This window comes from Phyllobacterium lublinensis (assembly GCF_020164435.1).
Lineage (GTDB): Bacteria > Pseudomonadota > Alphaproteobacteria > Rhizobiales > Rhizobiaceae > Phyllobacterium > Phyllobacterium lublinensis.
Map to the genome: position 1 here is coordinate 63,920 of NZ_JAIUDQ010000008.1, position 24,259 is coordinate 88,178.

Annotated in this window: 22 protein-coding genes; 12 read left to right on the forward strand and 10 right to left on the reverse strand. The window is 57.2% G+C overall.

The genetic code is table 11. The features are described from left to right. Positions 1 to 8 precede the first annotated feature (8 nt). The 8 genes from K9U38_RS12095 (at position 9) to K9U38_RS12130 (ending at position 12,127) form a co-directional block, all read left to right on the forward strand. The gene (locus K9U38_RS12095; protein ID WP_224494587.1) at positions 9 to 1,196 is read left to right on the forward strand and encodes a polysaccharide pyruvyl transferase family protein; all 1,188 of its coding nucleotides are present in this window, start codon (positions 9 to 11) and stop codon (positions 1,194 to 1,196) included. 133 nt (positions 1,197 to 1,329) lie between these two features. Further along, positions 1,330 to 2,346 carry a UDP-glucose 4-epimerase GalE gene (gene galE / locus K9U38_RS12100; protein WP_224494588.1) on the forward strand — a complete coding sequence of 339 codons (1,017 nt, stop codon included), beginning with the start codon at positions 1,330 to 1,332 and terminating at the stop codon, positions 2,344 to 2,346. 310 nt (positions 2,347 to 2,656) lie between these two features. Beyond that, positions 2,657 to 4,183, forward strand: coding sequence for a DUF6212 domain-containing protein (locus tag K9U38_RS12105; protein WP_224494589.1), 1,527 nt, complete (start codon positions 2,657 to 2,659; stop codon positions 4,181 to 4,183). Positions 4,184 to 4,189: 6 nt separating this feature from the next. After that, positions 4,190 to 7,051, forward strand: a complete 2,862-nt coding sequence (locus K9U38_RS12110) for a glycosyltransferase (RefSeq protein ID WP_224494590.1) — start codon at positions 4,190 to 4,192, stop codon at positions 7,049 to 7,051. A 2-nt stretch (positions 7,052 to 7,053) separates the two neighbouring features. After that, complete coding sequence (locus K9U38_RS12115) at positions 7,054 to 8,406, forward strand: polysaccharide pyruvyl transferase family protein (protein WP_224494591.1); 1,353 nt, start codon at positions 7,054 to 7,056, stop codon at positions 8,404 to 8,406. Continuing rightward, positions 8,403 to 9,239 (forward strand): glycoside hydrolase family 16 protein, encoded by an 837-nt coding sequence (locus tag K9U38_RS12120; RefSeq protein WP_224494592.1) that lies wholly within the window; start codon positions 8,403 to 8,405, stop codon positions 9,237 to 9,239. Before K9U38_RS12115 ends, K9U38_RS12120 begins: the two co-directional genes overlap by 4 nt. Then, entirely contained in the window at positions 9,236 to 10,993 is a 1,758-nt protein-coding gene (locus K9U38_RS12125; RefSeq protein WP_224494593.1) for an alginate O-acetyltransferase AlgX-related protein, read from the forward strand. The genes K9U38_RS12120 and K9U38_RS12125 overlap by 4 nt, the downstream gene beginning before the upstream one ends. A gap of 114 nt (positions 10,994 to 11,107) precedes the next feature. Beyond that, on the forward strand, positions 11,108 to 12,127 hold the full coding sequence (locus K9U38_RS12130) for a LacI family DNA-binding transcriptional regulator (protein ID WP_224494594.1): 1,020 nt from the start codon (positions 11,108 to 11,110) through the stop codon (positions 12,125 to 12,127). A 30-nt stretch (positions 12,128 to 12,157) separates the two neighbouring features. Here K9U38_RS12130 and K9U38_RS12135 read toward each other — a convergent pair whose 3' ends face one another. From K9U38_RS12135 to K9U38_RS12170, 8 genes are all read right to left on the reverse strand, one after another. Then, positions 12,158 to 12,955 (reverse strand): transporter substrate-binding domain-containing protein, encoded by a 798-nt coding sequence (locus K9U38_RS12135; RefSeq protein ID WP_224494595.1) that lies wholly within the window; start codon positions 12,953 to 12,955, stop codon positions 12,158 to 12,160. 10 nt (positions 12,956 to 12,965) lie between these two features. Beyond that, complete coding sequence (locus tag K9U38_RS12140) at positions 12,966 to 13,901, reverse strand: isoaspartyl peptidase/L-asparaginase (protein WP_224494596.1); 936 nt, start codon at positions 13,899 to 13,901, stop codon at positions 12,966 to 12,968. A 2-nt stretch (positions 13,902 to 13,903) separates the two neighbouring features. Beyond that, positions 13,904 to 14,638, reverse strand: a complete 735-nt coding sequence (locus K9U38_RS12145; RefSeq protein WP_224494597.1) for an amino acid ABC transporter ATP-binding protein — start codon at positions 14,636 to 14,638, stop codon at positions 13,904 to 13,906. 1 nt (position 14,639) lies between these two features. After that, on the reverse strand, positions 14,640 to 15,311 hold the full coding sequence (locus tag K9U38_RS12150) for an amino acid ABC transporter permease (protein WP_224494598.1): 672 nt from the start codon (positions 15,309 to 15,311) through the stop codon (positions 14,640 to 14,642). Beyond that, positions 15,311 to 15,982: an amino acid ABC transporter permease gene (locus K9U38_RS12155; protein ID WP_224494599.1), complete on the reverse strand. Its 672-nt coding sequence runs from the start codon at positions 15,980 to 15,982 to the stop codon at positions 15,311 to 15,313. The genes K9U38_RS12150 and K9U38_RS12155 overlap by 1 nt, the downstream gene beginning before the upstream one ends. A 117-nt stretch (positions 15,983 to 16,099) precedes the next feature. Next, on the reverse strand, positions 16,100 to 17,305 hold the full coding sequence (pcaF, locus tag K9U38_RS12160; protein ID WP_224494600.1) for a 3-oxoadipyl-CoA thiolase: 1,206 nt from the start codon (positions 17,303 to 17,305) through the stop codon (positions 16,100 to 16,102). After that, on the reverse strand, positions 17,305 to 18,078 hold the full coding sequence (locus tag K9U38_RS12165) for a CoA-transferase subunit beta (protein WP_224494601.1): 774 nt from the start codon (positions 18,076 to 18,078) through the stop codon (positions 17,305 to 17,307). The genes pcaF and K9U38_RS12165 overlap by 1 nt, the downstream gene beginning before the upstream one ends. Positions 18,079 to 18,089: 11 nt before the next feature. After that, the gene (locus K9U38_RS12170; RefSeq protein WP_224494602.1) at positions 18,090 to 18,944 is read right to left on the reverse strand and encodes a CoA transferase subunit A; all 855 of its coding nucleotides are present in this window, start codon (positions 18,942 to 18,944) and stop codon (positions 18,090 to 18,092) included. A gap of 129 nt (positions 18,945 to 19,073) precedes the next feature. Here K9U38_RS12170 and K9U38_RS12175 point away from each other — a divergent pair, with 129 nt between their 5' ends. Beyond that, positions 19,074 to 19,829: an IclR family transcriptional regulator gene (locus tag K9U38_RS12175; protein ID WP_224494603.1), complete on the forward strand. Its 756-nt coding sequence runs from the start codon at positions 19,074 to 19,076 to the stop codon at positions 19,827 to 19,829. A gap of 3 nt (positions 19,830 to 19,832) precedes the next feature. On the opposite strand, the gene K9U38_RS12180 is transcribed toward K9U38_RS12175, so the two are convergent. Then, entirely contained in the window at positions 19,833 to 20,726 is an 894-nt protein-coding gene (locus K9U38_RS12180; RefSeq protein WP_224494604.1) for a helix-turn-helix domain-containing protein, read from the reverse strand. A 109-nt stretch (positions 20,727 to 20,835) separates the two neighbouring features. Between K9U38_RS12180 and pobA the strand changes: the two genes are divergently transcribed. Next, positions 20,836 to 22,008: a 4-hydroxybenzoate 3-monooxygenase gene (pobA, locus tag K9U38_RS12185; protein WP_224494605.1), complete on the forward strand. Its 1,173-nt coding sequence runs from the start codon at positions 20,836 to 20,838 to the stop codon at positions 22,006 to 22,008. Here pobA and pcaQ read toward each other — a convergent pair. After that, entirely contained in the window at positions 21,987 to 22,940 is a 954-nt protein-coding gene (gene pcaQ, locus K9U38_RS12190) for a pca operon transcription factor PcaQ (protein ID WP_224494606.1), read from the reverse strand. The genes pobA and pcaQ overlap by 22 nt on opposite strands. Positions 22,941 to 23,040: 100 nt before the next feature. Here pcaQ and pcaD point away from each other — a divergent pair, with 100 nt between their 5' ends. Together pcaD and pcaC are read left to right on the forward strand one after the other, a co-directional pair. Further along, entirely contained in the window at positions 23,041 to 23,847 is an 807-nt protein-coding gene (gene pcaD / locus K9U38_RS12195; RefSeq protein ID WP_224494607.1) for a 3-oxoadipate enol-lactonase, read from the forward strand. After that, positions 23,844 to 24,248 (forward strand): 4-carboxymuconolactone decarboxylase, encoded by a 405-nt coding sequence (gene pcaC / locus K9U38_RS12200; protein ID WP_224494608.1) that lies wholly within the window; start codon positions 23,844 to 23,846, stop codon positions 24,246 to 24,248. Before pcaD ends, pcaC begins: the two co-directional genes overlap by 4 nt. The last annotated feature ends 11 nt before the right edge of the window (positions 24,249 to 24,259 follow it).

The window sequence follows — 24,259 nt, forward strand, 5'->3', positions numbered from 1 at the left end:
AAGACCTCATGGCACGTGTACTCGTAATGATCCCATCCGGCGAAGTTTATGATCACGACAGCGTTCGCTGGTATCAATACAGTAACGTACAGCGTAATATCGATCATTATCACAACATTGGCGATGCTTTCGTCTTCGACTCGTCGTTGAAATTGATGAATTACGACCGGCTGGCGGAATTGCCCATCATGGGGCCGAAGATGGAGTACATCGATCGCCTGCGCGAGGAATATGACTACGTGATCCTGCGTGGCTCCAACTATGTCCACCAGCATATGGACTGGACCGACGCGGTGCCGGTTCTCAAGCGCCTCGGTCTGCCGGTCATCGCGTTCGGCATCGGAGCGCAGGCTCCGGTCAAGGGCCAAATCGAACTTTCGGACGCGACCAAGGCCGTGCTCCGCGTCATGGCGGATTCCACCGTGTCCGTCGGTGTTCGGGGAGCCTATTCGGCTCAGGTCCTGAATGATATCGGAATTCAGAATGTCCGCATTATCGGTTGCCCCACGGCATTCCGTCGCAATGACCCGGACATGAGAATATCGCTCCCGGCACTGGATGATGTACGTGAGGTCGGGGTCACTGTCCGCCGGGAAGTATCTCCTGACTATGCGCAGGACATCGAGCGTTATCTGACGTTGCATCGGGATTTAATCAAGGACATGGCTCGCCGCTTCGATGTCACGCTGATGGCGCAAGGTGAGGTCGAGGAAAAGAAACTCGTTCTCGGAACCGATGAGCAAAAGGACGAAGCAATTGCTGCACTGAAGGCAAACCAGTGGGCCGCGGACTGGTATCTCGATGAAACGGTCGAAAAGCTCTACCGCCAACGTCTTTTCTATTCCGACGTCGTTGCAGACTATGAAAATCTGGTCAAATCCAAGGATCTGGTCCTTGGTTATCGTTTGCACGGCAATCTCATGGCGTTGGCCAATGGGATACCATCGATCTATTTTACCTACGACAGCCGCACCGCCGAGTTTGCCGAGACCTACCAGATTCCGAGCTTCAATGTATTCGGCGACAAGCCGTTCAGGCTCGAAGATTATTGGGATCAGGGATTGTTCGACCGATACAACCTGGCCTGGCGCGAGACCTATCAGGAGATGCAAGCGTTCCTTACGGAGAACGGAGTTGATCACAAAATGGTCAAGGCCCAGCAGCGTGCTTCGGATTCCGTCCGCCGGGTTGCTTAGATCGGACGCCTGAGTGGAGTAAGGCTTTGATGGGGAGGAGTACAAGGCGACAGGGAGGCATAATCAGAATTCTTTAATTGGCAAAAACCGTCTTCTTACAAACAATCCCCCAACAGCGTTTCAGGAGTATCCCATGACCGTTCTTGTTACAGGTGGCGCAGGCTATATTGGCAGCCACATGGTTCTCTCACTTAAAGACGCCGGCCGATCGGTTGTCGTTCTCGATGATCTGAGCTGCGGTTTTGCCTGGCTGGTGCCCGATGATGTACCGTTTGTGCAGGGTGACATTGGCGATCAGGCATTGGTGCGTGATCTGATCCGCAGGCACAACATTACAGCAATCCTGCATTTTGCCGGCTCGATCGTGGTGCCGGATTCCGTACGCGATCCCCTCTTCTACTATCGCAATAATACGGTGCAATCACGTGCACTGATCGAGGCGGCCGTCGCTGAGGGAATCAAGCATTTCATCTTTTCCTCGACGGCAGCGGTCTATGGCGAACCCGAACGGACACCGATCACGGAGGACATGCCGCACCAGCCGATTTCGCCTTACGGCACATCGAAACTCATGACCGAGTGGATGCTGCGGGATGCCGCGCTTGCCCATTCTGATTTCAACTATGTAGCGCTACGCTATTTCAACGTGGCTGGAGCAGATCCTCAGATGCGCTCAGGCCAGTCGTTCCCGCGAGCAACGCATCTGATCAAGATTGCCAGCCAGGCGGCGACAGGCGAGCGTTCGCATATCGAGGTTTATGGCAATGATTATCCAACAGCCGACGGAACCTGCGTTCGCGACTACATCCATGTCAGCGACCTGGCGCAGGCGCATCTGTGTGCGTTGAATTACCTCGAAGCAGGCGGCAATAGCACGGCAGCCAATTGCGGATACGGTTACGGATATTCGGTGCTCGAGATCATCGATGCGGTCAAGCGTGTCTCGGGCGTTGACTTTCCGGTCCGCATGGCGCCGCGCCGTGCTGGCGATCCGGCAATCCTTGTGGCCGGCAATGAGCGTGTTCGCAACCAGTTTGGATTTGTGCCGCAACGGGCGGACCTTGACCTGATCGTTGGAGATGCCCTGGCATGGGAACGCCAACTGCAAGTCATGAAAAGCAACGAACCTGTAGAGCGCATTGCTGTGTGACAGTGGCGGCCGAATAGCCCGCCAATTTGAACCCTGGCAACGACATTGCTGCGTCGGCGATCTTGGATCGGCGGCGCAGCATGCACGTTCGTGCGTGGTTGATGATGGTTCAAATTTTGAAATAGATTACGCGTAAATTGTTTTCAAGTTACGGAAAGAATAAAATCACATTTCCAATAGAATATCATTAAATGGCCCAAATCTTTTCCTATTGCACTGCAATATAAATGTTTGACAAGCTTCATGAAGTCGCCATTATATTTGTATAGAAATGCGGTTTGGCGCCAATGGATTGGGCAGGGATTAGGAAATGACGGTTCAGACTTCGTATAAGCTCTCACCAGCTGCGAAATCTCTAAGAGAAATTGATTTATTGAAGGAACCGGTCCTGCTTCGCATGGGAATTGACCATGATGAACTTCCTCAGGATTTGTCGAAGGCGGTCAAAATTTTGGGCTTCGAAGGCGTCAAAGATGATGCCGCGATACTGTCAGATGTTTCCGGCAAGAAGTTCGAAATTCACGAAGCACCTTTGTGCACGCTCGCCATCTTGATCAATCCCATGCATAGGGGCCGCGAAAAGCGTTTGATCGACTGGTTGCGTGATCGTGGACTTGCGGACGAACCCCCAGTATTCGAGTGGCAGTCAGGCAAGGAAATCGCGACGACAGCGCGTATCATCCACAAGCTTGCCGGGCTGTTGGTATCCGATGCCAGGAAGATCGCCCAGTCGAATCGCGAACTGCTTACGCTGCGAACCCTGAATGACAACCTGCAGAATCGTTTTGCTACGATCGAAGGCTTTGTCGACAGGCAGGGGTTGCAGCCATTCGACCTTGCCTTCTCCAATGAACCCGTCAGCAGCTCATCGCGTTCCAATGTATTGGCTGATGCCTCCTTCGAGGGCATTTCGCAAATCCTCCCGGTCGCAAGCTCGGGAGTGAGCGCGATTGCAATCCATTTTGAACGCCTAGCCCGCCGCGAGGATGCCACTTTGCACGCCCAACTGGTAACGCTCGAGGACCGTCAGGTCGTCGAAAGTTGGGTGGTTCCACTTTCTCGACTTCATCAGGGCTGGAACCATCTGGGTTTGTCGCGAACGCTTGCGGGACTTCGGCGGACGCTGAAGCTGCAATTGCACATCGAGGGCATGGACGATGAAATGCCCCTGTTGTCTCTGGGTGGACTTCAGCCATTGGAGATGTTCCAGGTTCGCGATGCGGCGAACAATGCGCCGCTCTTGAAGAACAGCCTGGCAATGCAGGTCTGGTGTGGAATGCCCGGTGTGCTGCTGCCAAGTTGGGCAAACTATTTGCCGGCACAATCGCGCCAGGCAAATGATGGCGGCTTCAAGGAAATGCCGATAGCGACTGGCATACTTGACCTGGCAGCACTGGCCAATACGGAAGAAATCTCGTTCGACTTCGCTGCAATCCTGCCGCTGCCGGACGAGCGGGCAATCGGTTGCCATCCACCGGCAGCTGGCATTACGATTGGTCGCCTGCCGGCGGCATGCCCACCCAAGATTCTGCGTATCTCATCGACCGCAATCATCGACAACGACGCCTCACAGGATGTCGACTTTGCACTCGTCATTGCCGGGGACCTCGACAGCGCCCGTCAACTGTTCGGCGAATCCCGTGTTGCGGGTGCCGGGGAGGCGTTTTCCGGTTGGAAAAGTGTATCTCACGGCGAGGAGCCCCGCCTCAACGCCTTCATTACCGAACAGGTCGGCGTCTGGCAAAATATCTACTTTGCCACCCGGATGAAGAACGCGGGCGACAACAGTTTCGCTTGGGCAAAATTCCGCGACATCAGCCTCATGGTCAACGGGTAAAGTCTCATGCTGGACCAAGTCAAACATCTGTTCGAACAGGTCGCGCCGCCGCCGGCCGAGGATGACGCAGGACACGCGTTTTCCCCGAAGGTTGCGGTGCTCATTCCGGCCTACAAGCATTCCGTGCTGCTTGCCGAAGCAATCGAATCCGCATTGGCGCAGGAAGCGCCCTTCGATATCGCCATCGTCATTGTCGATGACGGATGCCCTTTCCCGGAAACAGGTGAAGTCGGACGCACTTACGCCCTGGCCCACCCCAGCGTTTTCTATCTGCGCAAGGCCAATGGTGGTCTAAGCTCGGCTCGAAACTACGGGATCGAATTTGCCTTGCGCAATTTCCCGGATCTGGAGGCGGTCTATTTCCTGGATGCGGACAACAGGATCACATCGACCGCAATCCGCGATATTCTCGAGTTCATGAAATCGGACGACAAAGTCGATTGGATTTATCCGAACATCGACAAGTTTGGCATCGAATGGAACGGCAATTATACGACGCAATATTCGCGCCTCTTGCATCTGACCTTCGACAATATTTGTGAGGCCGGCAGCCTGGTATCCCGTCGCATGCTGGATGCTGGCATTCGTTTCGACGAGAGCATGAAGTCGGGATTTGAAGACTGGGACTTCTGGCTCCAGGCAATCGGACGCGGCTTTCTGGGTGCGAATTATCCCTTCTTCGGGTTTGAATATCGCCAACGCGCCGAGAGCATGCTTCGGGATTCAAATCGCACCCGTGAAGGTATCCTGACCTATATCCGGCAGAAGCATAAGAAGCTTTTTGCAGCTGAGACGCTTCTCGAATGGGAGCATCAGGAAGCACCAAGGTATGCGGCAATCGGCATGGGCACCTATGCCGTCGATCTGTTCACTGATCCCACAGTTGAGCATGCCAAGTGCAGCCTGGAGGATTTCGTGACGCGCTTCTGGGCTGCCAAGGCAGAGCCGGAGACCTTTGGCGTACCGCCCTTCCTGCTGTGGATGACCGCAGCGCATCGCGATGCGCTGACGCGGCTGGGACTGATCCACAACCTGCTTTGGCTTGGCGAGAAATTTTCGCAGAAACATCATTTTGTGGCTATTCGCTTCGAGCGGAGCAATTCAAAGGTTGGGCTTGATATCCGCAAGATCAGTGACGCGGAACCGCTAGCCGACAAGCCCTTCGGCTGGATGTGCACGTTTGATATCTTTTCCAACTGTGCCGATGACACATCCGATGATTGGGCACGCTCATTGCACAAGCCTGTACCCGCTCCCGATGTTGTCGAGATCGTTGTGAGCGGCCCGTTCACAGCGCGCGAGATGCAGAGCACGGCACTTTCGCCAACCAACGCGCTTCTCGCGACGCTGGGCGCGTTGCGAGATTCCGGTTATCGGTCGCAATCGGGGAACCGCTGGATATGGCGGTCGGTTTACTTTCCGAACCGCAGCCGGTATTTCGAACTTCTGCGCCATGCTGTTGGGGCAAGGCCGGTCATGCCGCGGCTGCCACAGGCGGCGAGCCCTATCAGGGTCGGTTTCCTGCTACCGATTGCAAGCTTCGGTGGCGTTGAAAAGGTAGCCTATGCGGTGGCCCATTCCCTCAAGAATGCGGGTTGTGAGGTCCACCTCTTCCTGCTTGGAAAACCGGTCTACAACCGGGTTCCTGAAAATGACGGGGTATTCAAGACGATCAATTTCCTCGCGGACGATTACCCGCTTTGGGGCGGACCGCACCAGTTTGCCGGACACGAATTGATGATGGGCCATGATGAAGCGGCAAGAGCCGAACAGATCATGGGCTTCCTCGCCGGCCTTGACGTGGTTATCAATAACCAGGTCGCGCCGGTCAATGCGGTTCTTGGCGATTTGCGCCGTCGTGGCGTCAAGGTATTGAACTACGTCCATGTGCTCGACAAGTCGAAAATGGGCCGGGACGCAGGACACCCATATTTGTCGCTCGCCTTCGAGCATGTCTATGACACGATCCTGACCTGCTCGAACGACATGGTCGAATGGTTGCATGGCATGGGTGTGCCGTCCGCCAAGCTCATGCATATCCAGAACGCTGCCAGTTACGTGTTGTCCCCGAAGGATCGGGACGCACTGCTGACCGCCCGGCGCAGCAAACCGCCAAAGGACAAACTCAACGTTTTGTTCCTTGGCCGTCTTGACGCGCAAAAGGGCATTGAACGCCTGTACGCCACTGTTCGTGATCTGCAGCAGCGTTTTGTGCCTATCGAGTGGAAGATCATTGGTAGTGACGTCATGGACTCGGGGGCCGGCGGGTCGTGGAAAGAACGATTTGCTGATATCGGCGTCCACGTGGATGCACCGGTATATTCGAGTCGCCACCTGAACAAGGCCTTTGCCTGGGCCGATGTAGTGGTGCTGCCCTCGCGATGGGAGGGTGCTCCGCTGACAATCATCGAAGCCCAACGGCTCGGCTGTGTGCCGGTTGCAACGGCGGTCGGCGCAGTCGGTGAACTGATCGATCATGGCGTTGATGGGCTTTTGATCGATTCGACCGATGACAATGTCATTATCAGTGAAATGACCGAGATGCTGGCGGCACTAGCCGAAGATTCGGCTGCGCTCAGCCGCCTCTCTGAAGCTGCCGCAGAGCGCGGCGGGTCACTCGCCTGGGACCATAGCGTTGAACCGCTGGTGCAGCAGTTGATGGCGTGGTTCCCGGACCGGTTTGCAGCCCGCACCCCCGCCCTGAAGCTCGTGGAGCAAACAGCGTCCACCGCTTTGCCCGATCGGGCTCCTGCAATCGAGCGTCTCCTGCGTGAGCCAGGATCTAGGGAACGCGACGATATTTCCGAAATAAGGCCGCTGCAGATAGCTGCGGCCGGATCAGTCAACATGAATAATTTGAGGGACTAGCAATGAAAAAGCTTTTTGTTCTTAACGGTGGTGCTGCCGTGAAGCCTGGCAACAAATCCGCCTATTTGAAGTTCGAGGATCCCCTCGCGGCCTTCAACAAGGGCGGCATCAATACAGGCGACGTTCTGGTCTACGATGCCACTCTCAAGGCGCTTGCCTATGACGAGATTCGCAATGTGCAATTCTCGCATGCGGCAAATGAGAAGCTCTGGCCGCAGGACGGAACCTATGATGCGACCGTTGTTCGCGGATCGAACTATCTGACCGAAACCGTCGACCTTGCCCACGTCGTGCCCCTGCTCAAGAAATTGAAAGGACCAGTCGTAGCGATCGGTGTCGGCGCGCAGGCCGGTAAGTACAAAAAACTCGAGGTTCCCAAAGGAACCGTGGAGGCCTGGAAAATCATCGCCGACAAGTGCGAGTCGATCGGCGTGCGCGGTTTCTACAGCGCGGAGATCTTCAATGACCTCGGCATCAAGAATGTCCGGGTTATCGGTTGCCCGAGCTTCTACCGCTCCTTGCGTCCTTCGATCACCATCAAGTCGATCGACCCGGCGCAGGCTCGGATCGGACTTACGCTCAACAAATATCTTTCGGCCGATTATGCCAGCAACGCCACCAAGACCAATCGCATGCAGCGCGCATTGATCGATGCGGTCGCCAAGCGTCCATCGAGCAAGCTGTACTCGCAGGGTGAGCGCGAGGAGACACTGGCAATCTTCTCGAGCGGCAAGGAAAAGCAGGACAACATCAAGGCGATCCTGACCAAATTCAATCTGCTTGGACATCCAGAGGCGGAGGAGATGCTCAACAATCGTATGAGCGCCTTCTTCGATATCGAGGAATGGGCCGCCGATGCGGCAGCCAATGTGGATGTGATGGTCGGTTTCCGTCTCCATGGCAATGTTATTGCCCTGCATCAGGGAATTCCGGCGATTTTCTTCACCTATGATTCACGCATCCGCGAACTGGCGTCGCTGTTTGCCATCCCTTCGATTGAGATTGAGGACTATCTTCCAATCAATCTTGAGAAACTGCTCGAGCGTGCCGATTTCTCGAAAGTTCAGCACATCTACCGGGTCAATTACGCCGAGTACCATCGCTTCCTGACGGAAAACAAGCTCAACCACGTGTTGCCCAAGCCTGTTGCAGCGCCTGCGGACAAGCCCCTTTCGAGCCCCAATCTCGTTCAGGTGCCACACAACATCCATGAGGCCGTTTCCTGGTTCCGCAGCGAGATCGATTTCATGACCGGGGAGGTCGAAACATTGCGCAACCGTGCCTGGAATCTTGAAACCACATTGCGTGGGCTCAACGCCAAGCAGGAGGCAACCCCGGCAAAGGTCGCCGTATGACACGGCACTTGCGGTTCAGCCGACGTTCATTTCTGGGACTTGCCGGTTTCGGGATAGCGTCGGCCGGATTGCTTGCGCGGCCAGGACTTGCCCGCGCACTCTGTTCGGATCTGCCCGCGCCTCTACAGGGCGCGGCGGGTCAATGGAAATTGTCCTTTAGCGACAACTTCAACGACAATGCGGGTTTCGATCAGCGCTGGCTGAGGGTCAAGGACGGTGGCGGCGAAACCAAGTCGGTACGCCTGCCCGGCAATGTCAGTTTATCGGGCGCGGGCATGTCGCTCAACCTCGGGCGCAATCCCAGGGACAAAGATGGAAAGCGTCCGTTTGCGGGTGGCTACGTCCGAACGAAGGATTTCCGGCAGCGCTACGGCTATTTCGAGTCGGAGATGCGGATCGCAAACGAACCGGGTGTCAACAATGCGTTCTGGCTGACGTCTGTTCGCGAATCGGAAGGCGATACCCGTTTTGAGCTCGATGTTGTCGAAGCCAAATATCCCAATGCGGTTCAGGTGACCGCCCGGCGTTGGCTGCCCGACCGGGAAGTCTTTTCGAAGACCTATCGCCCGCGTACCAGACTCGCTGATGGGTACCACCGATATGGCATGTTGTGGAGCGCGGACCGGTTCCAGTTCTTCTTCGACGACAGGAAAATCTATGAAGTCGCGAATACGTTCGCGCATACGCCCGCCCAGTTGCTTTTCAGCAATGCGGTCGCTTCTTTCGCAGGCAAGGACGATGGGGATGTGAATGGGGCGGCCACGTCCATTCGGAACGTCCGCGTCTTTCAAAATACGGAATGGCAAGATGTGCCAATTTGGAGGTGTTCATGAACGATGATTTCGTTTCGACATCACGCGCTGACAAAAGCAAGAAATATCTGCTCGGCAAGAATGGCTGGATTTTCCTCGACCATGATTCAAACCGGGTTATCGACCAGATCACAGGTCGGCATGTCCTGGATTCGCGCGGGATCGAGTCCTGGCGCAATCTGATTGCCGAACGCGATGCCTACGTGGCCACGCTGGGCGCACAGCATTTGATGTTCGTCGCGCCCAACAAGGAACTCGTGTATTCCGAAGAGCTTCCGGACTGGGTGGACATTGCCGAACAGCGGCCCATCCATCAGATCAGGGCCGCACTTGATCCTGCACGCGCACGCAGGATCATTTATCCTCTCGATGAGATTCGGGAGGGCAAGAAGCACGGCTTGACCTATCCGAAAACGGATACGCACTGGAGCGGGTTTGGCGCCTATATTGGCTACCTGGCACTCTGCAACGCCATGTCGGATAGTGGAATCGAGCCATTGCGTGTCGAGGGCTCGCGCCTTGGCTTCCAAGAGGTTCCTTACGTTGGTGATCTCGGGATCAAGTTTGAGCCGCCCGTATCGGCTCCCACGCTGTCGGCCCGGATCGAGAACCCGGCCGGCAAACTTGCATTTGACAATCGCATTCCAAACCGCGGAAGAATCCGGGTTTTCGTCAACAAGGACGCCACCTTGCCGCGCTGCGTCATGTTCGGTGATTCATTTGGCGGCAACCTTCTGCCGTTCCTCAAGGAAAGCTTCAGCACCCTTGTCTACGTCTACGGAAAGACATTCGATCGTGAGTTGATCGAGGCCTACCGCCCGGATGTCGTGCTTTCGGAATTCGTTGAACGGTTTCTGATCGACCCACCGGTGGACACACCGACGTTCAGCTACGCTTCTGTCGTACGCAGCAAACTCAAGCTCCTGCCGAAAGACGATTTGGCCCATGTGAAAACGCACACCGCCTCAATCGATCCTGACGTATTCCCCGTGCGGGCGGTTTACGAAGCGATATTGTCTGTCCACGAGGGCAAGTCGGTCCGTCCTGCTCTTCTTGGGGATCTCAAGAAGCATCATCCGGACAATCCCGAGGCGCATCACATGATCTCGGTAGAGCTCGGAAGGCTTGGCGAGCGGCTCGACGAGGCAAGACTTTTTGCCGAGCGCGCAGTCAGGGCCGAACCGTGGAATGCCCGTGCACGGCATCAGCTTGCCTTGACGTTGATGCGACTGGAGCAGCCCGACAAGGCCGAGGTCGAGCTTCGCAAGGCGATTGAACTCGATTCCGGTGTCGACTGGTGGAGCTACCAGTTGGCGCAGGTGCTCTACCGGCAGCAGAAATATGCGCTATGCATTGATTGCATCAGGGAATATCTCTCCCGCCGCCCGGATTCGTCGGATGCTTGGCAATTGCTCGGACGTTGCCATGAAGCGTTGCACGATATTGAGGATGCCGCCGAGGCCTTCGTGCACGCTGCCGATGCCAGGCCTGATTGGACGTGGCCGCTGCTGAAGCTTGCCAACCTTCGTGTCCATAGCAGGACCAATCCGGAGCAAGGATTGGTGGCGACGGATCGGCTTCTGGAAACGCTTTTCCATGCGCGCCAAAGGGCCGAAGTCTATATTCTGCGCTCGCAGTTGCACGAGATGCATGGCGCGCGCGGGAAGGCAATCGAAGCTGCCCTCAGAGGCACTGAGCTTGCCCCCGATTGGGAATGGGCGGAAAAGACGCTTGCGCGGTTGCGCGCCCAGGAAGCCCGCGCTTCTTTGGGATAAAACCAGTATGACAATAAACGTTCGACCCTAATTTGGCGTTGAACTCAGCGTGGCTAAGCAGGTAAGCATGAGGCTGGTCGCCTCCTGCCCCTGCGCGCTCGGTTCGGAAAAGCAGTGACGTCGACCCAAGAGGACGACACGATGGAACCGCGCAAGAGCGATGATCAGCCCACGATTGCGGACGTTGCCGAGCTCGCCGGCGTTTCCCGGGCGATCGCGTCGCGAGCGCTTTCGAGCGAACCGAGACCGGTCTCCGCCGACAAGCGTGAGCGGGTCCTGCAGGCGGCGCACCAACTGGGCTACAAACCCAACCTCCTGGCGCGGAGCCTTACGACGAAGACGGTCAATCTGGTCGCCGTGGTCGTCAACCATATCCATGATCTTTCCGACCTCGACCTCTTCGATCTTTTGATCAGTGAGATCCAGTCGATCGGCAAGCAGGTCATCTTCGTGCGCGTGGGTTCGGCAGACCGGATAGAAGAGTTTTTGCGCAATGGCATCGCTTACCATGTGGATGCGGCGCTCGTGTTTTCCGATTTTGCCGATGCGGCTACCGTGCGCAGAATGTTCCGTAATGACCGGGTACTCATGCTGAATGGCATGCGCGACGCGGATGCCCCTGCCATCATCCCCGACGAATTGTCGGGAATCGCGGCAGCAGTGGCGGATGCAGCAGGAAAGGGTGTCAGGACAGCAACGCTTGTTACCGGACGGTCGGCATCACCCGTTGAGCAGACCCGTATAGCACATTACAAGTCTGAGATGCGGCGTCACGGCATCGAACTGATCGCGGAATTGCGTGGCGACTACTCGTATCAAAGTGGTCGTGCGCTCGCGGCATCTTCGGCCTGGCGTAATGCAGAAGCAGTATTTTGCACCTCTGATGCCATGGCGATGGGTGTGCTCGACGTCCATAGGGACGCGCTTTCAGGAGATGCAAGAGCGTTCCGGCTCTACGGTTTCGACGATGTCACGCTGGCGGAATATGAGGCCTACCCGATTTCGTCGATCGGCTATGACAAGACTGTCTATATCAAGGAAATCCTGCAATTCCTGACAGCACCTGACCGTTTCCAGTCAGGTGGCGTATTGGTCCAGGTCCCGACCTACTTCGTCCCGCGGTCGAGTTCTTGAAGCGGCCGGGCGTGCCCGGCCATTCCAAATTCACCATAGAGGCGTCAGCGCGGGCGGGTTGGACTTTTCACCCCACCACTTCTTGTAATTGGCGTCGTAGGCACCCGATTGTATGTAGTCGGAAACGAACATATCGAGCCAACGAACAAACTCTGGATCGCCCTTGGCAACGGCAATACCAATCGGATCGTTGGAATAGAGCCCCGGCAGCGTTAACAGGTTGTCGTTCTTGGTGGCCAGGTAGTCGAGTAGCGAGGAATCCTCGATCGCTGCATCTGCTCGCTTCTGCTGGAGCAACAGGACGCCGTCCGGCGAGAACGTATCGGTATATACCAGTTCGGCGTCGGGGATGTTCCTCTTGATGAAGCCCTCGCCCGTCGTCCCGCGTCCGACGACGACTTTCTTGCCGGAGAGATCCTTGAGCGATGCAATCCCGGCATCCTTTTGCACGATGACGCGCAAGCCCGCACGATTGTAGGGAATGGAGAAATCGACGGACTTGGCGCGTTCGAGCGTCGCCGAAGTGTTGGCCACCACGATATCGAGCTGACCGGAAACCAGCATGGAGATGCGGGCGTCTCCGGACACATCGGTGAACTCCACCGGGACGCCCAGTTTCTGGGCCAGCTGCGTGGCGACATCGACGTCGTAGCCGACCGGATTGTTCTTGTCGTCACGGAAGCCGATTGGCTCCCCGCCCAAAGACACACCGATCCGGACAGTACCGCGTTCTCGAATCTCTTCGATCTTCCCCGCCTGCGCGGTGCCGGCAAATGCCATGGCGGCCGTCAAGGCAAGGGCGGCCAGTTTGATCATCATCGTTTTCATGAACTTCCCCTTATGTTGTGAGCAATGGATCGTATTTTCGCGCAATCCGTTTCTCCGGATTGGTCATTCCGGGTTTCCAGATCCAGTACTTGATATCCTCAGGGCACTGGAAACTTGCGACCTCGTGGTTGCCAGCGGCATCAATTCCGTGAATGACAACGCCGGCGAGAAATCCTGTTTTCAGTTCGGCAAGGTCCTGAATGGCCAAATCGACTGCCGTGCGCAATGAATGGCCAAATCGCATCGCAAGGACGACGCTGCGCGCCGTGCCGCAGCGCATCGTCATCTCTCCGGTATGGGTGCAAGCTGCGGCGCCGTAACGGCTATCCGCATAGAAACCGGCACCTGGAATGGGCGAATCTCCCAGCCTGCCGGGGTACTTCCACGCCCATCCCGAAGTCGATGTCACCGCATGGATGCCACTGGTGGAATCCTGGGCGAGAAACACGGTTGTGTCGCGAACCCGTTCGGGATCCGTGATGGTCCGGCTCAACGGAGCGAGCGGAATATCGGGGAATGCAGCAAGCTCGTCGGGCGACAGTTCCTTCTGCAGTCGCTTCCACCAGACCCTCTTGCTGTCTTCGTACAAAGTATCGTCGACTGCAAAACCGATCTCCGTTGCAAATCGTCTGGCGCCGTCGCCGGTCAGCATGACATGTGGCAGGCGTTTCATCACTTCGTGTGCGAGCGCGGCCACCGGTAGCGTATCGGGGACCGCGCCCACGGCGCCGACGTCACGGGTCGTCCCGTCCATCACGCCGGCGTCGAATTCCATCTTGCCAAGCATGTTTGGCCAACCGCCATAGCCGACGCTGCGGACCTTCGCCTCACGCTCCACCTCGCTGATGCCGGCGACCATGGCGTCTATGCCATGGTGATGCTGCTTGAGCAGTTCAACGGATTTGTCGAAGCCGGGCCAGGCTTCAGAATTTGCCAACAGGATCATGATCAGTCTTTGCGCATCTTGGAAAGGAATTGGGATATACGCGGCCTTGCCATGCCGCCTTCGGCTGCGAAGAATTCCTCGGTCGGCAAATCAACGACCAGCTGGCCTTTGTCGAGGAAGACGATGCGCGAGGAAATCGTTCGCGCAAATTCAATTTCATGCGTGACGAAGACCATCGTGGTTCCAGTTTTCGCCAGTTGTGCAAGGATACTGAGCACTTCGGCGGTCATCTCAGGGTCGAGCGCGCTGGTGATTTCGTCCAGAAGCAGATAGCGCGGGTTCATGGCAAGCGCCCTACAGATTCCGACGCGCTGGCGTTGTCCGCCCGACAGCTGGGCCGGATAGGCGTCGGCTCGCGCTCCAAGACCTACCGAGTCAAGCAGGGACCGCGCCGTAGCCTCCGCTTCAGCACGTGATCGCTTGAGAACCTGGATGGGCGCCAGCGTAACATTCTGCAGAGCGGTCATGTGCGGATAGAGGTTGAACAACTGGAAAACGGTTGCCGAACGCTTTCGCGCTTCTGCGAGATCCTTTGGCAGTGAGACATCGAAGTCGTCGATGGTAATGCTTCCGGCGTCGAGTTTCTCCAATCCGTTCATGCAGCGGATGAGCGTCGATTTTCCTGAACCGCTTGATCCCAGGATCGAAACCACTTCGCTGCCATGAACATCGAGGTCGATGCCATCCAAAACGGCGGCTGATCCGAATGATTTGCGAACACCCCGGGCACGGATCATATCAGAGACCTTTCCAAGCAGAATGAGCGCGGAGCCGCTTCTCGAGCGTCGCTCCGCCGAATGCGACGAGCTTTGCGGTCGCGTAATAGAGAGCGCCGACGATGGTCCAGACAATGAATGGCTTGAGCGTTCGCAGATTGAGTATGTTGCCGATCTTGGTCAGGTCGACGACACCTATCACGGATATGAGCGACGTCACCTGCAGCTGGTTGACCAGCAAGCCAGTCAAAGGACCTATCGCGAAGGCCATTGCCTGAGGCGCAATGATGTGGCGAAGCACCTGCCAGCGCGACAGGCCGAAGACACGCGCGGACTCGATCTGGTCGCGGCCAATCGATTCGATTGCCGAGACGGCGATGACGTAAATGAAGGCGGCCGTGTTGCCAGAGAGCGTGATCAGCGCTGCTTCGACCGGAGTTACGTTGATTTTGAGAAGTGCCGGAAGGCCGAAGAAAACAAGAAACAGCTGGACGAGCACCGGGGAGTTCTTGAGCAGTTCCGCAAGAACGGCAATCAGCGGGCTGAGCACAGGAACGCGGTAGAACCGGATCACGGCCCAGATCGTTCCGAGGAGCAGGCCAATGACAGTTGTGGTGAGGAAGAGCGCAAGCGAGACGCCTAGTCCCTGAGCAAGAAGGACCACATCATATGACGTAAAACTGGTGTACCGCATCAGGCAACCTCCGGCATACGATCGCGGTTCAGATGGCGATGCAATGCACTGATTGCGAGCGAGACCAGATAGGTCAGGCTCGCATAGACGACCAGCAGGACCGCATAGACCTCGAATGGCCGAAACGTGTCGGACGCGACAATCTTTGCCGACCCTGTCAGTTCATTGAGCGTGATTGTCGAGAGGATTGATGACGTCAGTATGAGATTGATGAAGACCGAGCCCAGCGGCCGGATCGACGTGCGCAGCGCAATCGGCATCACGATCTTGCGGAATATGACCGGCTTCGAAAGGCCGCTTACTTCGGCGGCTTCAAGAATACCGGGGTCGATGGCAAGAATCCCGGAACGGATAACATCCGAACTGAATGCACCGCCGGCGATCGACAGGGCAATGACGCCCGTCGAGAATGCGTCGATATAGATGCCGATTTCAGGAAGGCCATAAAAGAAAAAGAAGAGCTGGACGATGAACGGTATGTTGCGGAACAGGTCTACGTAGACAAAAGCCGCGCGCGAAAGAAGCGGAGAAGAGGATGTCCGCAACGCGGCGACGAGAAAACCAATGGCGAGGCTGCCAACGAGCGCCAGCCCGCAGGCCTCAGCCGTGAGCAGGGCCCCTTTCAACAAAAAGGGCACATGTGGCGCCAGTATCGTCACATCAAATGTCAAGCGGGAACCCAGCAATAGTGAAACCGGTTTCACTATTGCTGGGCGAACTTACAGTGTCAAGATGACCGCGCCGCCTTCAACGGGAGAACTGTTGATGGGCCACGGATGCAATGAGCATCAAATCCGCTCGAGTGCGATGGCTATGCCCTGCCCCACGCCAATGCACATGGTTGCGAGCGCACGCCTTGAGCCTTGGAGTGTGAGTTCGAGCGCAGCAGTACCCGCGATGCGCGCGCCGCTCATGCCGAGCGGGTGCCCGAGGGCGATGGCGCCTCCATTTGGATTGACGTATCCGGCGTCCTCCGGAATACCGAGCGCGCGCAGGGTCGCAAGGCCCTGAGAGGCGAAGGCTTCGTTGAGCTCAACAATATCGAAATCCTGCGGCGTGATGCCAAGTCGTGCGCAAAGTTTCTGAGTCGCGGCGATGGGGCCGATTCCCATGATGCGAGGCGGAACACCGGCCGTCGCCCCACCCACGATGCGAGCGATGGGGTTCAAACCATGTTTCCTGGCCGCCGACTCCGAGGCAATGATGAGTGCCGCTGCGCCATCGTTGACACCCGACGCATTGCCGGCCGTGACTGAGCCGCCCTTGCGGAAAGGTGCCGGCAATCTGGCAAGCTGTTCGATGGTCGTCTCAGGACGGGGATGCTCGTCGCGATCGACGATGACCGGATTGCCCTTACGCTGCGAAATGCTGACAGAGGTAATCTCGCGAGCCAGACGGCCGTTCGCCATTGCGGCGCTTGCTTTCTGCTGGGAGCGCACCGCGAAAGCATCCTGATCAGTCCGCGATATGTGGTAGTCCTCCGCGACGTTCTCCCCTGTCTCCGGCATAGAGTCGACGCCATATTGCTCCTGCATCAGCGGGTTGATGAAGCGCCAGCCAATGGTGGTGTCATGAATTTCGGCGTGCCGCGAAAAGGCGCTTTCCGCCTTCGGCATCACGAAAGGCGCACGCGACATCGATTCGACACCGCCGGCTATTGCGATGTCCAGTTCACTCGCCCTGATTGCGCGAGCGGCGGTGATGACAGCGTCCATGCCGGAGCCGCACAGACGGTTGATCGTTGTACCGGGGATCGTCTCGGGCAATCCCGCTAGCAGCAGCGACATGCGCGCAACGTTGCGATTGTCCTCTCCGGCCTGGTTGGCACAGCCATAGACAACCTCGTCCAGGGCATCCCAATCCACGGTCCTGTTGCGGTCCATCAAGGCCCTGAGCGGGATGGCACCCAGGTCATCGGCGCGGACGCTCGCCAATGCGCCGCCAAAGCGGCCGATGGGCGTGCGGATATAGTCGCAGATATAGGCTTCGGTCATCAGGCGGCCTCATGCGCTTTCTTTGTGCGGGCGTTGATATCGCGCAAAACGGAGATTTCCCTTTCGGTCGGTACTGGTGTTTCCGTCAGACTGGATGAAAAGCGGACCGGCCATCCGCAGTTCTCGGTGATTTGCTCGCGTGTAAAACCGTTGTGGATCGACACCACGGTCAGTTCCTTTGTTACCGGGTCGGGTTCAAAAATGCACATATCGGTTATGACGCGCGTCGGACCCTTCGTCTTCATCCCCAGCCTGGATCGATGGTCACCACCCTCCCCGTGTCCCATGGAGGTGATGAAGTCGAGATGATCGACGAAGCCGCGTTTGCTGAGCGCGATCGTGATATAGATCTGCCCGCAATTGCTCGCGATCTCTGGCGCACCGCCGCCGCCGGGAAGGCGAACTTGCGGCCGCTCATACTCACCCACAACCGTCGTGTTGAGATTGGCGAAGCGGTCGATCTGCGCTCCGCCGAGGAAGCCGGTTGTGATACGTCCGCCCTGCAGCCAGTAGCGAAACATCTCCGGCACGGACACCGTGCACAGGGCAGTATCGCAGAGTTCTCCGTCACCAATCGAAAGCGGCAGGACGTCGGGCTTGGTTCCGATTGTGCCGCTTTCGTAGATCAATGTGATATCCGGAGCATGGGTGAGCCGTGCGACGTTGCAAGCGGCAGACGGTGCGCCAATACCGACGAAACATACGTCGTCATTGGTAAGGGCGCGGGCCGCCGCAATGGTCATCATTTCCGTGGGCGTGAATGCACTCGACATGACGTTGCTCCCTATGCTGCGGCGTGTTTGGTGAGGTGACGGGAGAAATCGCCCGGTGTACTGGCCAGGACGTTATCCTTGATCCAGGCTGCAAAGCTGTCGCGGTCACGGGCAATCTTGTCCCACGCTATGTAGAAAGCGTTCGAGCGCGGGTAATAGCCGTGTGCGTAGGATGGGAATGCGCCGCCGGGCACGTGGACAACCGCGCTTATTGCCCATGTCGGCAAGATCACCGCGTTTGGCGAAGGCGGATTGAGTTCATCCACGATTTCTTCGACGGTCACGACCGACCGTCTTGCGGCCAGCACAGCCTCCTTCTGCACGCCGGCAATGCCCTCGATGAGAACGTTTCCCTTCCGGTCGGCTTTCTGGGCATGGATGACGGAAACGTCAGGCCGGATCGATGGTACGGCCGCCAGCACTTCGCCCGTGAACGGGCACGTAACGGATTTGATGTTGCGGTTTACTTTGGCAAGATCAGCGCCGATATAGCCGCGCAACATGGCGAAGGGCAGGTTTGCTGCACCAGCCTCATAGGCATTTGCCATGGCGGCATGAGAATGCTCTTCGATCTCAAGTGGCCGGGGCCACTGGTTTTCGACGGCGTCGCGGAAGCGGTGCAGCGAACCAACGCCGGGATTTCCGCCCCAGGAAAATTTCATGCCGCGGGCTGCGCCAACGCCAATCAGCTGGTCATAAATCAGGTCTGGCGTCATCCGGACCAGGAAAAGCTCCCTTCGGCCCTGCCGGATGATCTCATGACCGGCAGCGTAGGGTATGAGATGGGTGAATCCTTCCATGGCGAGGGTGTCGCCATCCCTGACATTCTCTTCGATCGCTTCGGAAAGCGTACAGATGCGCGCCACGTCTCTCTCCAGTCCTTCATCGTCGGACAGTAGGCGTAATCCCGCCGGCATTCCGCGGTCAATTCAATTTGTGCGCTATTTGACATTTGTTCGTATATCGCACAAGATGTGCGTAAATTGGATTTTCTCATGCGCGAGACAGACTTCATAAGCGGCTTTGCCAAGGGCCTGTCAGTCATTGAGGCCTTCGATGCCGGCAATTCCCGGCTGTCAATAACGGACGTTGCGCGAATAACGGGTCTGGAGCGGGCGACGGCACGGCGGTGCCTCCTGACGCTCGCGGAACTCGGTTATGCCGACTATGATGGAAAGTTCTTTACGCTCTCCCCGCGAATCCTCCGGCTGGGTCACTCCTATCTCACATCGACGCCGCTGCCACGCCTCGTGCAGCCGTTCCTCGATCAGCTTTCCGAGAAGACTGGCGAAAGTGCTTCGGCATCGGTGCTTGATGGCAATGAGATCGTGTATATCGCTCGGGCGTCCCATAAGCGCGTCATGTCGATCAATCTCAACCCCGGGAGCCGCCTGCCAGCCTATTGTTCTTCCATGGGCCGGGTCTTGCTCGCCGCACTGCCTGAAGACGAGGCGCGCCGCATTCTGAAGAACAGCAATCGCGTGGCAAATACGCCGAATACCAAGACGGGGATTGCGGACCTCCTTGATGAGCTGCATCGCGTGCGCGCGCAGGGCTACGCGGTCATTGACCAGGAACTGGAGATTGGCCTGTGCTCGATAGCTATTCCCGTACGCAATGTGCGAGGCACGACAGTGTCTGCCATCAATGTTGGCACGCAGGCCGTAAGAGCGAGTGTTGGTGAGATGATCGAAAGGTACCTGCCAACAATGCAGTCGACGCGTGATACGATCACCAGCCTTCTGGTCTGAACGTTATGCGGTCAGTTTGGCGTGCTGCTCGATACGATACTGACGCGGAGTCGTGCCAGTTTCCTTGGTGAAGAAGCGCGAGAAATAGGCCGGATCGTTGAAGCCCAGATCGTAGGCGATCTGCTTGATGTGGGCGGACGTAAAGACCAGATCTCGCTTGGCCTGGTCAATCAGCCGGCCCGCGATCAGGGAGTTTGTACTCTGCCCCGTTGTTGCCTTGACAATGCGATTCAGGTGGGTCACCGAAATGCCGAGATGGCCGGCGTAAAATTCTGCAGGATGGTGATCGCGCAAATGCCGGTTCACAAGTGAGTCCAATGCTTTCATACGTGCATCTGTTTCGACACCGGCGCTCATTTCCGGGTGCCGGGCGGCCGTGATGCGGGCAGCCATCAGTATTGCTGATCGCAAATGAACTTCCACCAGATCAGTATGGAACAGACCACCTTGCTGAAGTTCCTCACAGAGCCTTTCAAGGGTCTGCGCAAGGAAACTTTGGGCGCCATCACCCTGGTCAAGCTGAATCAAATGCGGCGTCGAGAACCATTTGCCGATTTCCGCATCAACAAAGCTGCGCCCCGGCGAACCAAAGCGCGAAGCGGCCATGGTGATGACGATTCCGTCCATATCTTTTGAGAATCTGAACCCATGTTCGTATTTCGCCGGTATGGCGATCATCACCGGCGGCAGGATCGCGTGGATCTCGGCCTTGAGAACCGCGTCCCCCGTTCCGCCTCGCAGGTACAGAATTTGCAAGAATGCATCATGCCGGTGGGCTTTGATCTCCCAATTGTGCAATTGACTGCGCGAGGCAATCGTCTCCCAGTGCAGCCAGAAGTCCGGCCGCTGAGCATCGCTCTCGCCATAAAGTCCAAAGGTTGGCGTAGTGTTGCGCATTGACAGTTTCCCGGACGTGTATGTTCGAATTGTCCAACTTTTTGCCTGGAAAGTCCATTGCAGCCGTCGCCGTGCGGCATAGGCTTGCGGTCATGTATCGGGAGGCATCATGCGCACTCAGGTGGCTATTATCGGATCGGGACCCGCCGGGCTGTTGCTCGGTCAGCTACTGACCGGGGCAGGCATTGACAACATCATCCTCGATCGCGTCAGCAAGGAATACATCCTTGGTCGCGTCCGAGCCGGAGTACTCGAGGAAGGTACGGTCAGACTGCTCGATGAAGCGGGCGCTAGCGGACGGCTGCATGCGGAAGGGCTTCCGCACAGCGGATTCTCGCTGGCGTTCGACGAGCGCAACCACCGCATAGACCTTGCGGGCCTCACCGACGGTAAACAGGTAACGGTCTATGGCCAGACGGAGCTTACCCGCGATCTCATGCACAGGCGGGAGAGCGATGGTGCAAGAACGGTTTACACGGCCGACAACGTGGCTCCCCAGGACTTCGGTTCAGGCAAGCCGTTCGTGACATATGAAAGCGAAGGGAAAACACATCGAATCGACTGTGATTTTATTGCCGGATGCGACGGGTCTCACGGTGTCAGCCGGCGATCCGTGCCGGAAAGCGCGATCAGCCTGTTCGAGCGTGTTTATCCCTTCGGATGGCTCGGCGTGCTGGCGGACGTGCCGCCTGTTTCGCACGAGTTGATCTACGCCAACCACCCGCGAGGCTTTGCTCTCTGTTCCATGCGATCGCCCACGCGAAGCCGCTACTACGTACAATGTCCATTGGACGACCGCGTAGAAGACTGGTCGGACGAGCGGTTCTGGGACGAGTTGCGGCGAAGGTTGCCAAAAGAAGATGCGGAAGCTTTGACGACGGGTCCTTCCTTCGAGAAGTCGGTCGCGCCGCTTCGTTCGTTTGTTGCCGAACCCATGCGCTTTGGCCGCTTGTTTCTTGCCGGGGACGCCGCCCACATCGTTCCGCCAACGGGAGCCAAGGGGCTCAATCTGGCGGCAAGTGATGTCCACTATCTGTTCGAGGGCTTGCGTGACCATTATGCAGACGGAACGATGGCCATGCTCGATACCTACTCGCAGCGTGCTTTACAAAGGGTATGGAAGGCCGTGCGCTTCTCGTGGTCAATGACCATGCTGCTGCATCGCTTTCCAGACACCGGAGCATTCGGGCAGAAAATCCAGCACGCCGAACTGGACTACCTTGTGCATTCGCGCGCCGCATCGACAGCCCTGGCCGAAAACTATGTCGGACTGCCGTTTTGAGTTGGTTCTGAACCGGCTTTCACATTGTTTGCCGCCTCGCGGATGGTCTGCATAAGGATCAACAGCGGGAGAGACGGCGTCAGGTCGGCACGTGTAGTGAGCCCGACAGGGCCTCGTGTCTCCGTCGTGTCGACCGGGAGCAAGGCGAGTGTGCCCTCCTCGACATCGCTTGCGACGACGCCCAATGAAATGATCCACACGGCGTTTTTCGAGCGGACGAAAGCCCGCCCAAAGGCATCGGAGACGGTTTCGATCTGTTGCGGCAGCTTGGCCACCCCATTGGCGATAAGAAACCGGTCGACAAAGGGGCGAATGACGGATGCGCGGGTCGGCATCAGAACAGGAAATTCGCCGAGACGGGCAAATATGTCACCCTTGGCCACCACAAGCGGATGTTCAGCCTTTACGGCAAAAACCACCTGCTCCGAATAGAGGTGTTCAAAGGCAAATCCGGTCATCTTTTCCGGCGCAGCAAGCCGACCGACCACGAGGTCAAGATCACCGAGCCGCAACTGTTCAAGCAGGACGGCATTCTCGCCTGTCACAATCTTCAACCGGCTCTGGGTTCTCTCCTGCAGGAACAGGCCGATCGCCTCAGGCATGATCCGCGTAGAGACAGTAGGCAGCGCGCCGACCCGGACCGGTATGCCCTCACCCGACTGTTCATTGGTGACGGAATCAATACCTTGCCGCAACGCGGTGATGGCAGCGCCGGCATAACGCAGGAACACCTCCCCGTAACGGGTGATCCTGATGCCGCGCCCGTCCCGCTCAAAAACCGAGACGCCCAGCGCCTCTTCCATTTCACGGATGGTTTTGGTGACAGCGGGCTGGCTGATATTAAGAATGGATGCAGCTTTCATCACGCTTTTTTGCCGCGCAACCTCCAGGAAGGTTTGCAGGTGGCGGAACTTGATGCGGCTGTCGATCATCGTTTTTCATAACCCATAGGTTAAGGGAACGTGCTAAGATATCATTTTACTGAACCAAATGCATAATCCATTGTCACGCTTGCATATTGGGAGGATCACTGTGCAATTCGCTTCGATTAATGGCGTTACGCTGCACTATCAGTTGATCGGCGCTCCGGAAGGCAGGCCGGTCCTGGTCTTTGCCAATTCGCTTGGCACCGATTTGCGCATCTGGCGCGACGTTATACTTCGTCTGGTCGGCGACTTCGCCATCGTCACCTATGACATGCGCGGGCATGGCCTTTCCGATCTTGGCAAACCGCCCTATGCCATCGACGATCATGTTGATGATCTTGCCGGGCTTCTCGACTATCTCGAGGTCAAGGGCGCTATTATCTGCGGCCTTTCGGTCGGGGGCCTCGTGGCGCAGGGCCTCTATGCGATGCGGCCCGATCTGGTGCGGGCATTGATCCTGTGCGATACGGCTCACAAGATCGGTACGGCTGAAGCCTGGGGCACGCGCATGGCCGCGGTGGAGAAGGATGGTATCGGGTCGATCGCCGACAACATTTTCAAGCTCTGGTTCACACCTGCCTTCCATGCCCAGCGACGCGACGAACTTGCAGGTTACCGCAACATGCTGGTGCGCCAGCCGGTAGCCGGTTACGTCGGCACCTGTGCCGCAATCCGTGATGCTGATTTCACGGAGGCTGCTGCGCGCATTGCTGTACCGACGATCTGTGTTGTCGGCGATCAGGATGGTTCGACACCCCCCGCGGTTGTCCTTGGGTTGGCAAAATTGATTCCGCGCGCACGCTACGAAGTGATCAAGGATGCGGCGCATATTCCGTGTGTAGAGCAGCCCGAGGCACTCAGTGCCGTCATGCGGGCTTTCATCGATGAATTCCAGCTTGGAGGAAAAACATGACGGATGCGGCCGTTCAGTCTCGCCGCTATGCCGAGGGCATGGAAACCCGCAGGATCGTGTTGGGTGATACCCATGTCGATAATGCTGAATTGAACAAAACGGATTTTGACCAACCCTTTCAGGAGTTGATCACGGAAGCGGCCTGGGGGCATGTCTGGTCCCGGCCGGGCTGGACCAAGCGGCAACGCTCGATCGTGACGATTGCCCTGCTGGCGGCGCTTGGACAGGATGACGAGCTGATCATGCACATCCGGTCGACTGCAAACACAGGTGCTACGAAGGACGATGTTTGCGAGGCCCTGCTGCACGTCGCGATCTATGCGGGGGTGCCGGCGGCAAATCACGCGATCAAGCTGGCCAAGCGGGTCTACGAGGAAATGGAAGCCGGAAAGGCAGCGTGACGGAGAAGACA

What these genes read in the sequence shown, in the direction of transcription:
- K9U38_RS12095 (WP_224494587.1), top strand. Translation starts at nt 9, where the DNA reads ATGGCACGTGTACTCGTAATGATCCCATCCGGCGAAGTTTATGATCAC.
- galE (WP_224494588.1), top strand. Translation starts at nt 1,330, where the DNA reads ATGACCGTTCTTGTTACAGGTGGCGCAGGCTATATTGGCAGCCACATG.
- K9U38_RS12105 (WP_224494589.1), top strand. Translation starts at nt 2,657, where the DNA reads ATGACGGTTCAGACTTCGTATAAGCTCTCACCAGCTGCGAAATCTCTA.
- K9U38_RS12110 (WP_224494590.1), top strand. Translation starts at nt 4,190, where the DNA reads ATGCTGGACCAAGTCAAACATCTGTTCGAACAGGTCGCGCCGCCGCCG.
- K9U38_RS12115 (WP_224494591.1), top strand. Translation starts at nt 7,054, where the DNA reads ATGAAAAAGCTTTTTGTTCTTAACGGTGGTGCTGCCGTGAAGCCTGGC.
- K9U38_RS12120 (WP_224494592.1), top strand. Translation starts at nt 8,403, where the DNA reads ATGACACGGCACTTGCGGTTCAGCCGACGTTCATTTCTGGGACTTGCC.
- K9U38_RS12125 (WP_224494593.1), top strand. Translation starts at nt 9,236, where the DNA reads ATGAACGATGATTTCGTTTCGACATCACGCGCTGACAAAAGCAAGAAA.
- K9U38_RS12135 (WP_224494595.1), bottom strand. Translation starts at nt 12,955, where the DNA reads ATGAAAACGATGATGATCAAACTGGCCGCCCTTGCCTTGACGGCCGCC.
- K9U38_RS12140 (WP_224494596.1), bottom strand. Translation starts at nt 13,901, where the DNA reads ATGATCCTGTTGGCAAATTCTGAAGCCTGGCCCGGCTTCGACAAATCC.
- K9U38_RS12145 (WP_224494597.1), bottom strand. Translation starts at nt 14,638, where the DNA reads ATGATCCGTGCCCGGGGTGTTCGCAAATCATTCGGATCAGCCGCCGTT.
- K9U38_RS12150 (WP_224494598.1), bottom strand. Translation starts at nt 15,311, where the DNA reads ATGCGGTACACCAGTTTTACGTCATATGATGTGGTCCTTCTTGCTCAG.
- pcaF (WP_224494600.1), bottom strand. Translation starts at nt 17,305, where the DNA reads ATGACCGAAGCCTATATCTGCGACTATATCCGCACGCCCATCGGCCGC.
- K9U38_RS12165 (WP_224494601.1), bottom strand. Translation starts at nt 18,078, where the DNA reads ATGTCGAGTGCATTCACGCCCACGGAAATGATGACCATTGCGGCGGCC.
- K9U38_RS12175 (WP_224494603.1), top strand. Translation starts at nt 19,074, where the DNA reads ATGCGCGAGACAGACTTCATAAGCGGCTTTGCCAAGGGCCTGTCAGTC.
- K9U38_RS12180 (WP_224494604.1), bottom strand. Translation starts at nt 20,726, where the DNA reads ATGCGCAACACTACGCCAACCTTTGGACTTTATGGCGAGAGCGATGCT.
- pobA (WP_224494605.1), top strand. Translation starts at nt 20,836, where the DNA reads ATGCGCACTCAGGTGGCTATTATCGGATCGGGACCCGCCGGGCTGTTG.
- pcaQ (WP_224494606.1), bottom strand. Translation starts at nt 22,940, where the DNA reads ATGATCGACAGCCGCATCAAGTTCCGCCACCTGCAAACCTTCCTGGAG.
- pcaC (WP_224494608.1), top strand. Translation starts at nt 23,844, where the DNA reads ATGACGGATGCGGCCGTTCAGTCTCGCCGCTATGCCGAGGGCATGGAA.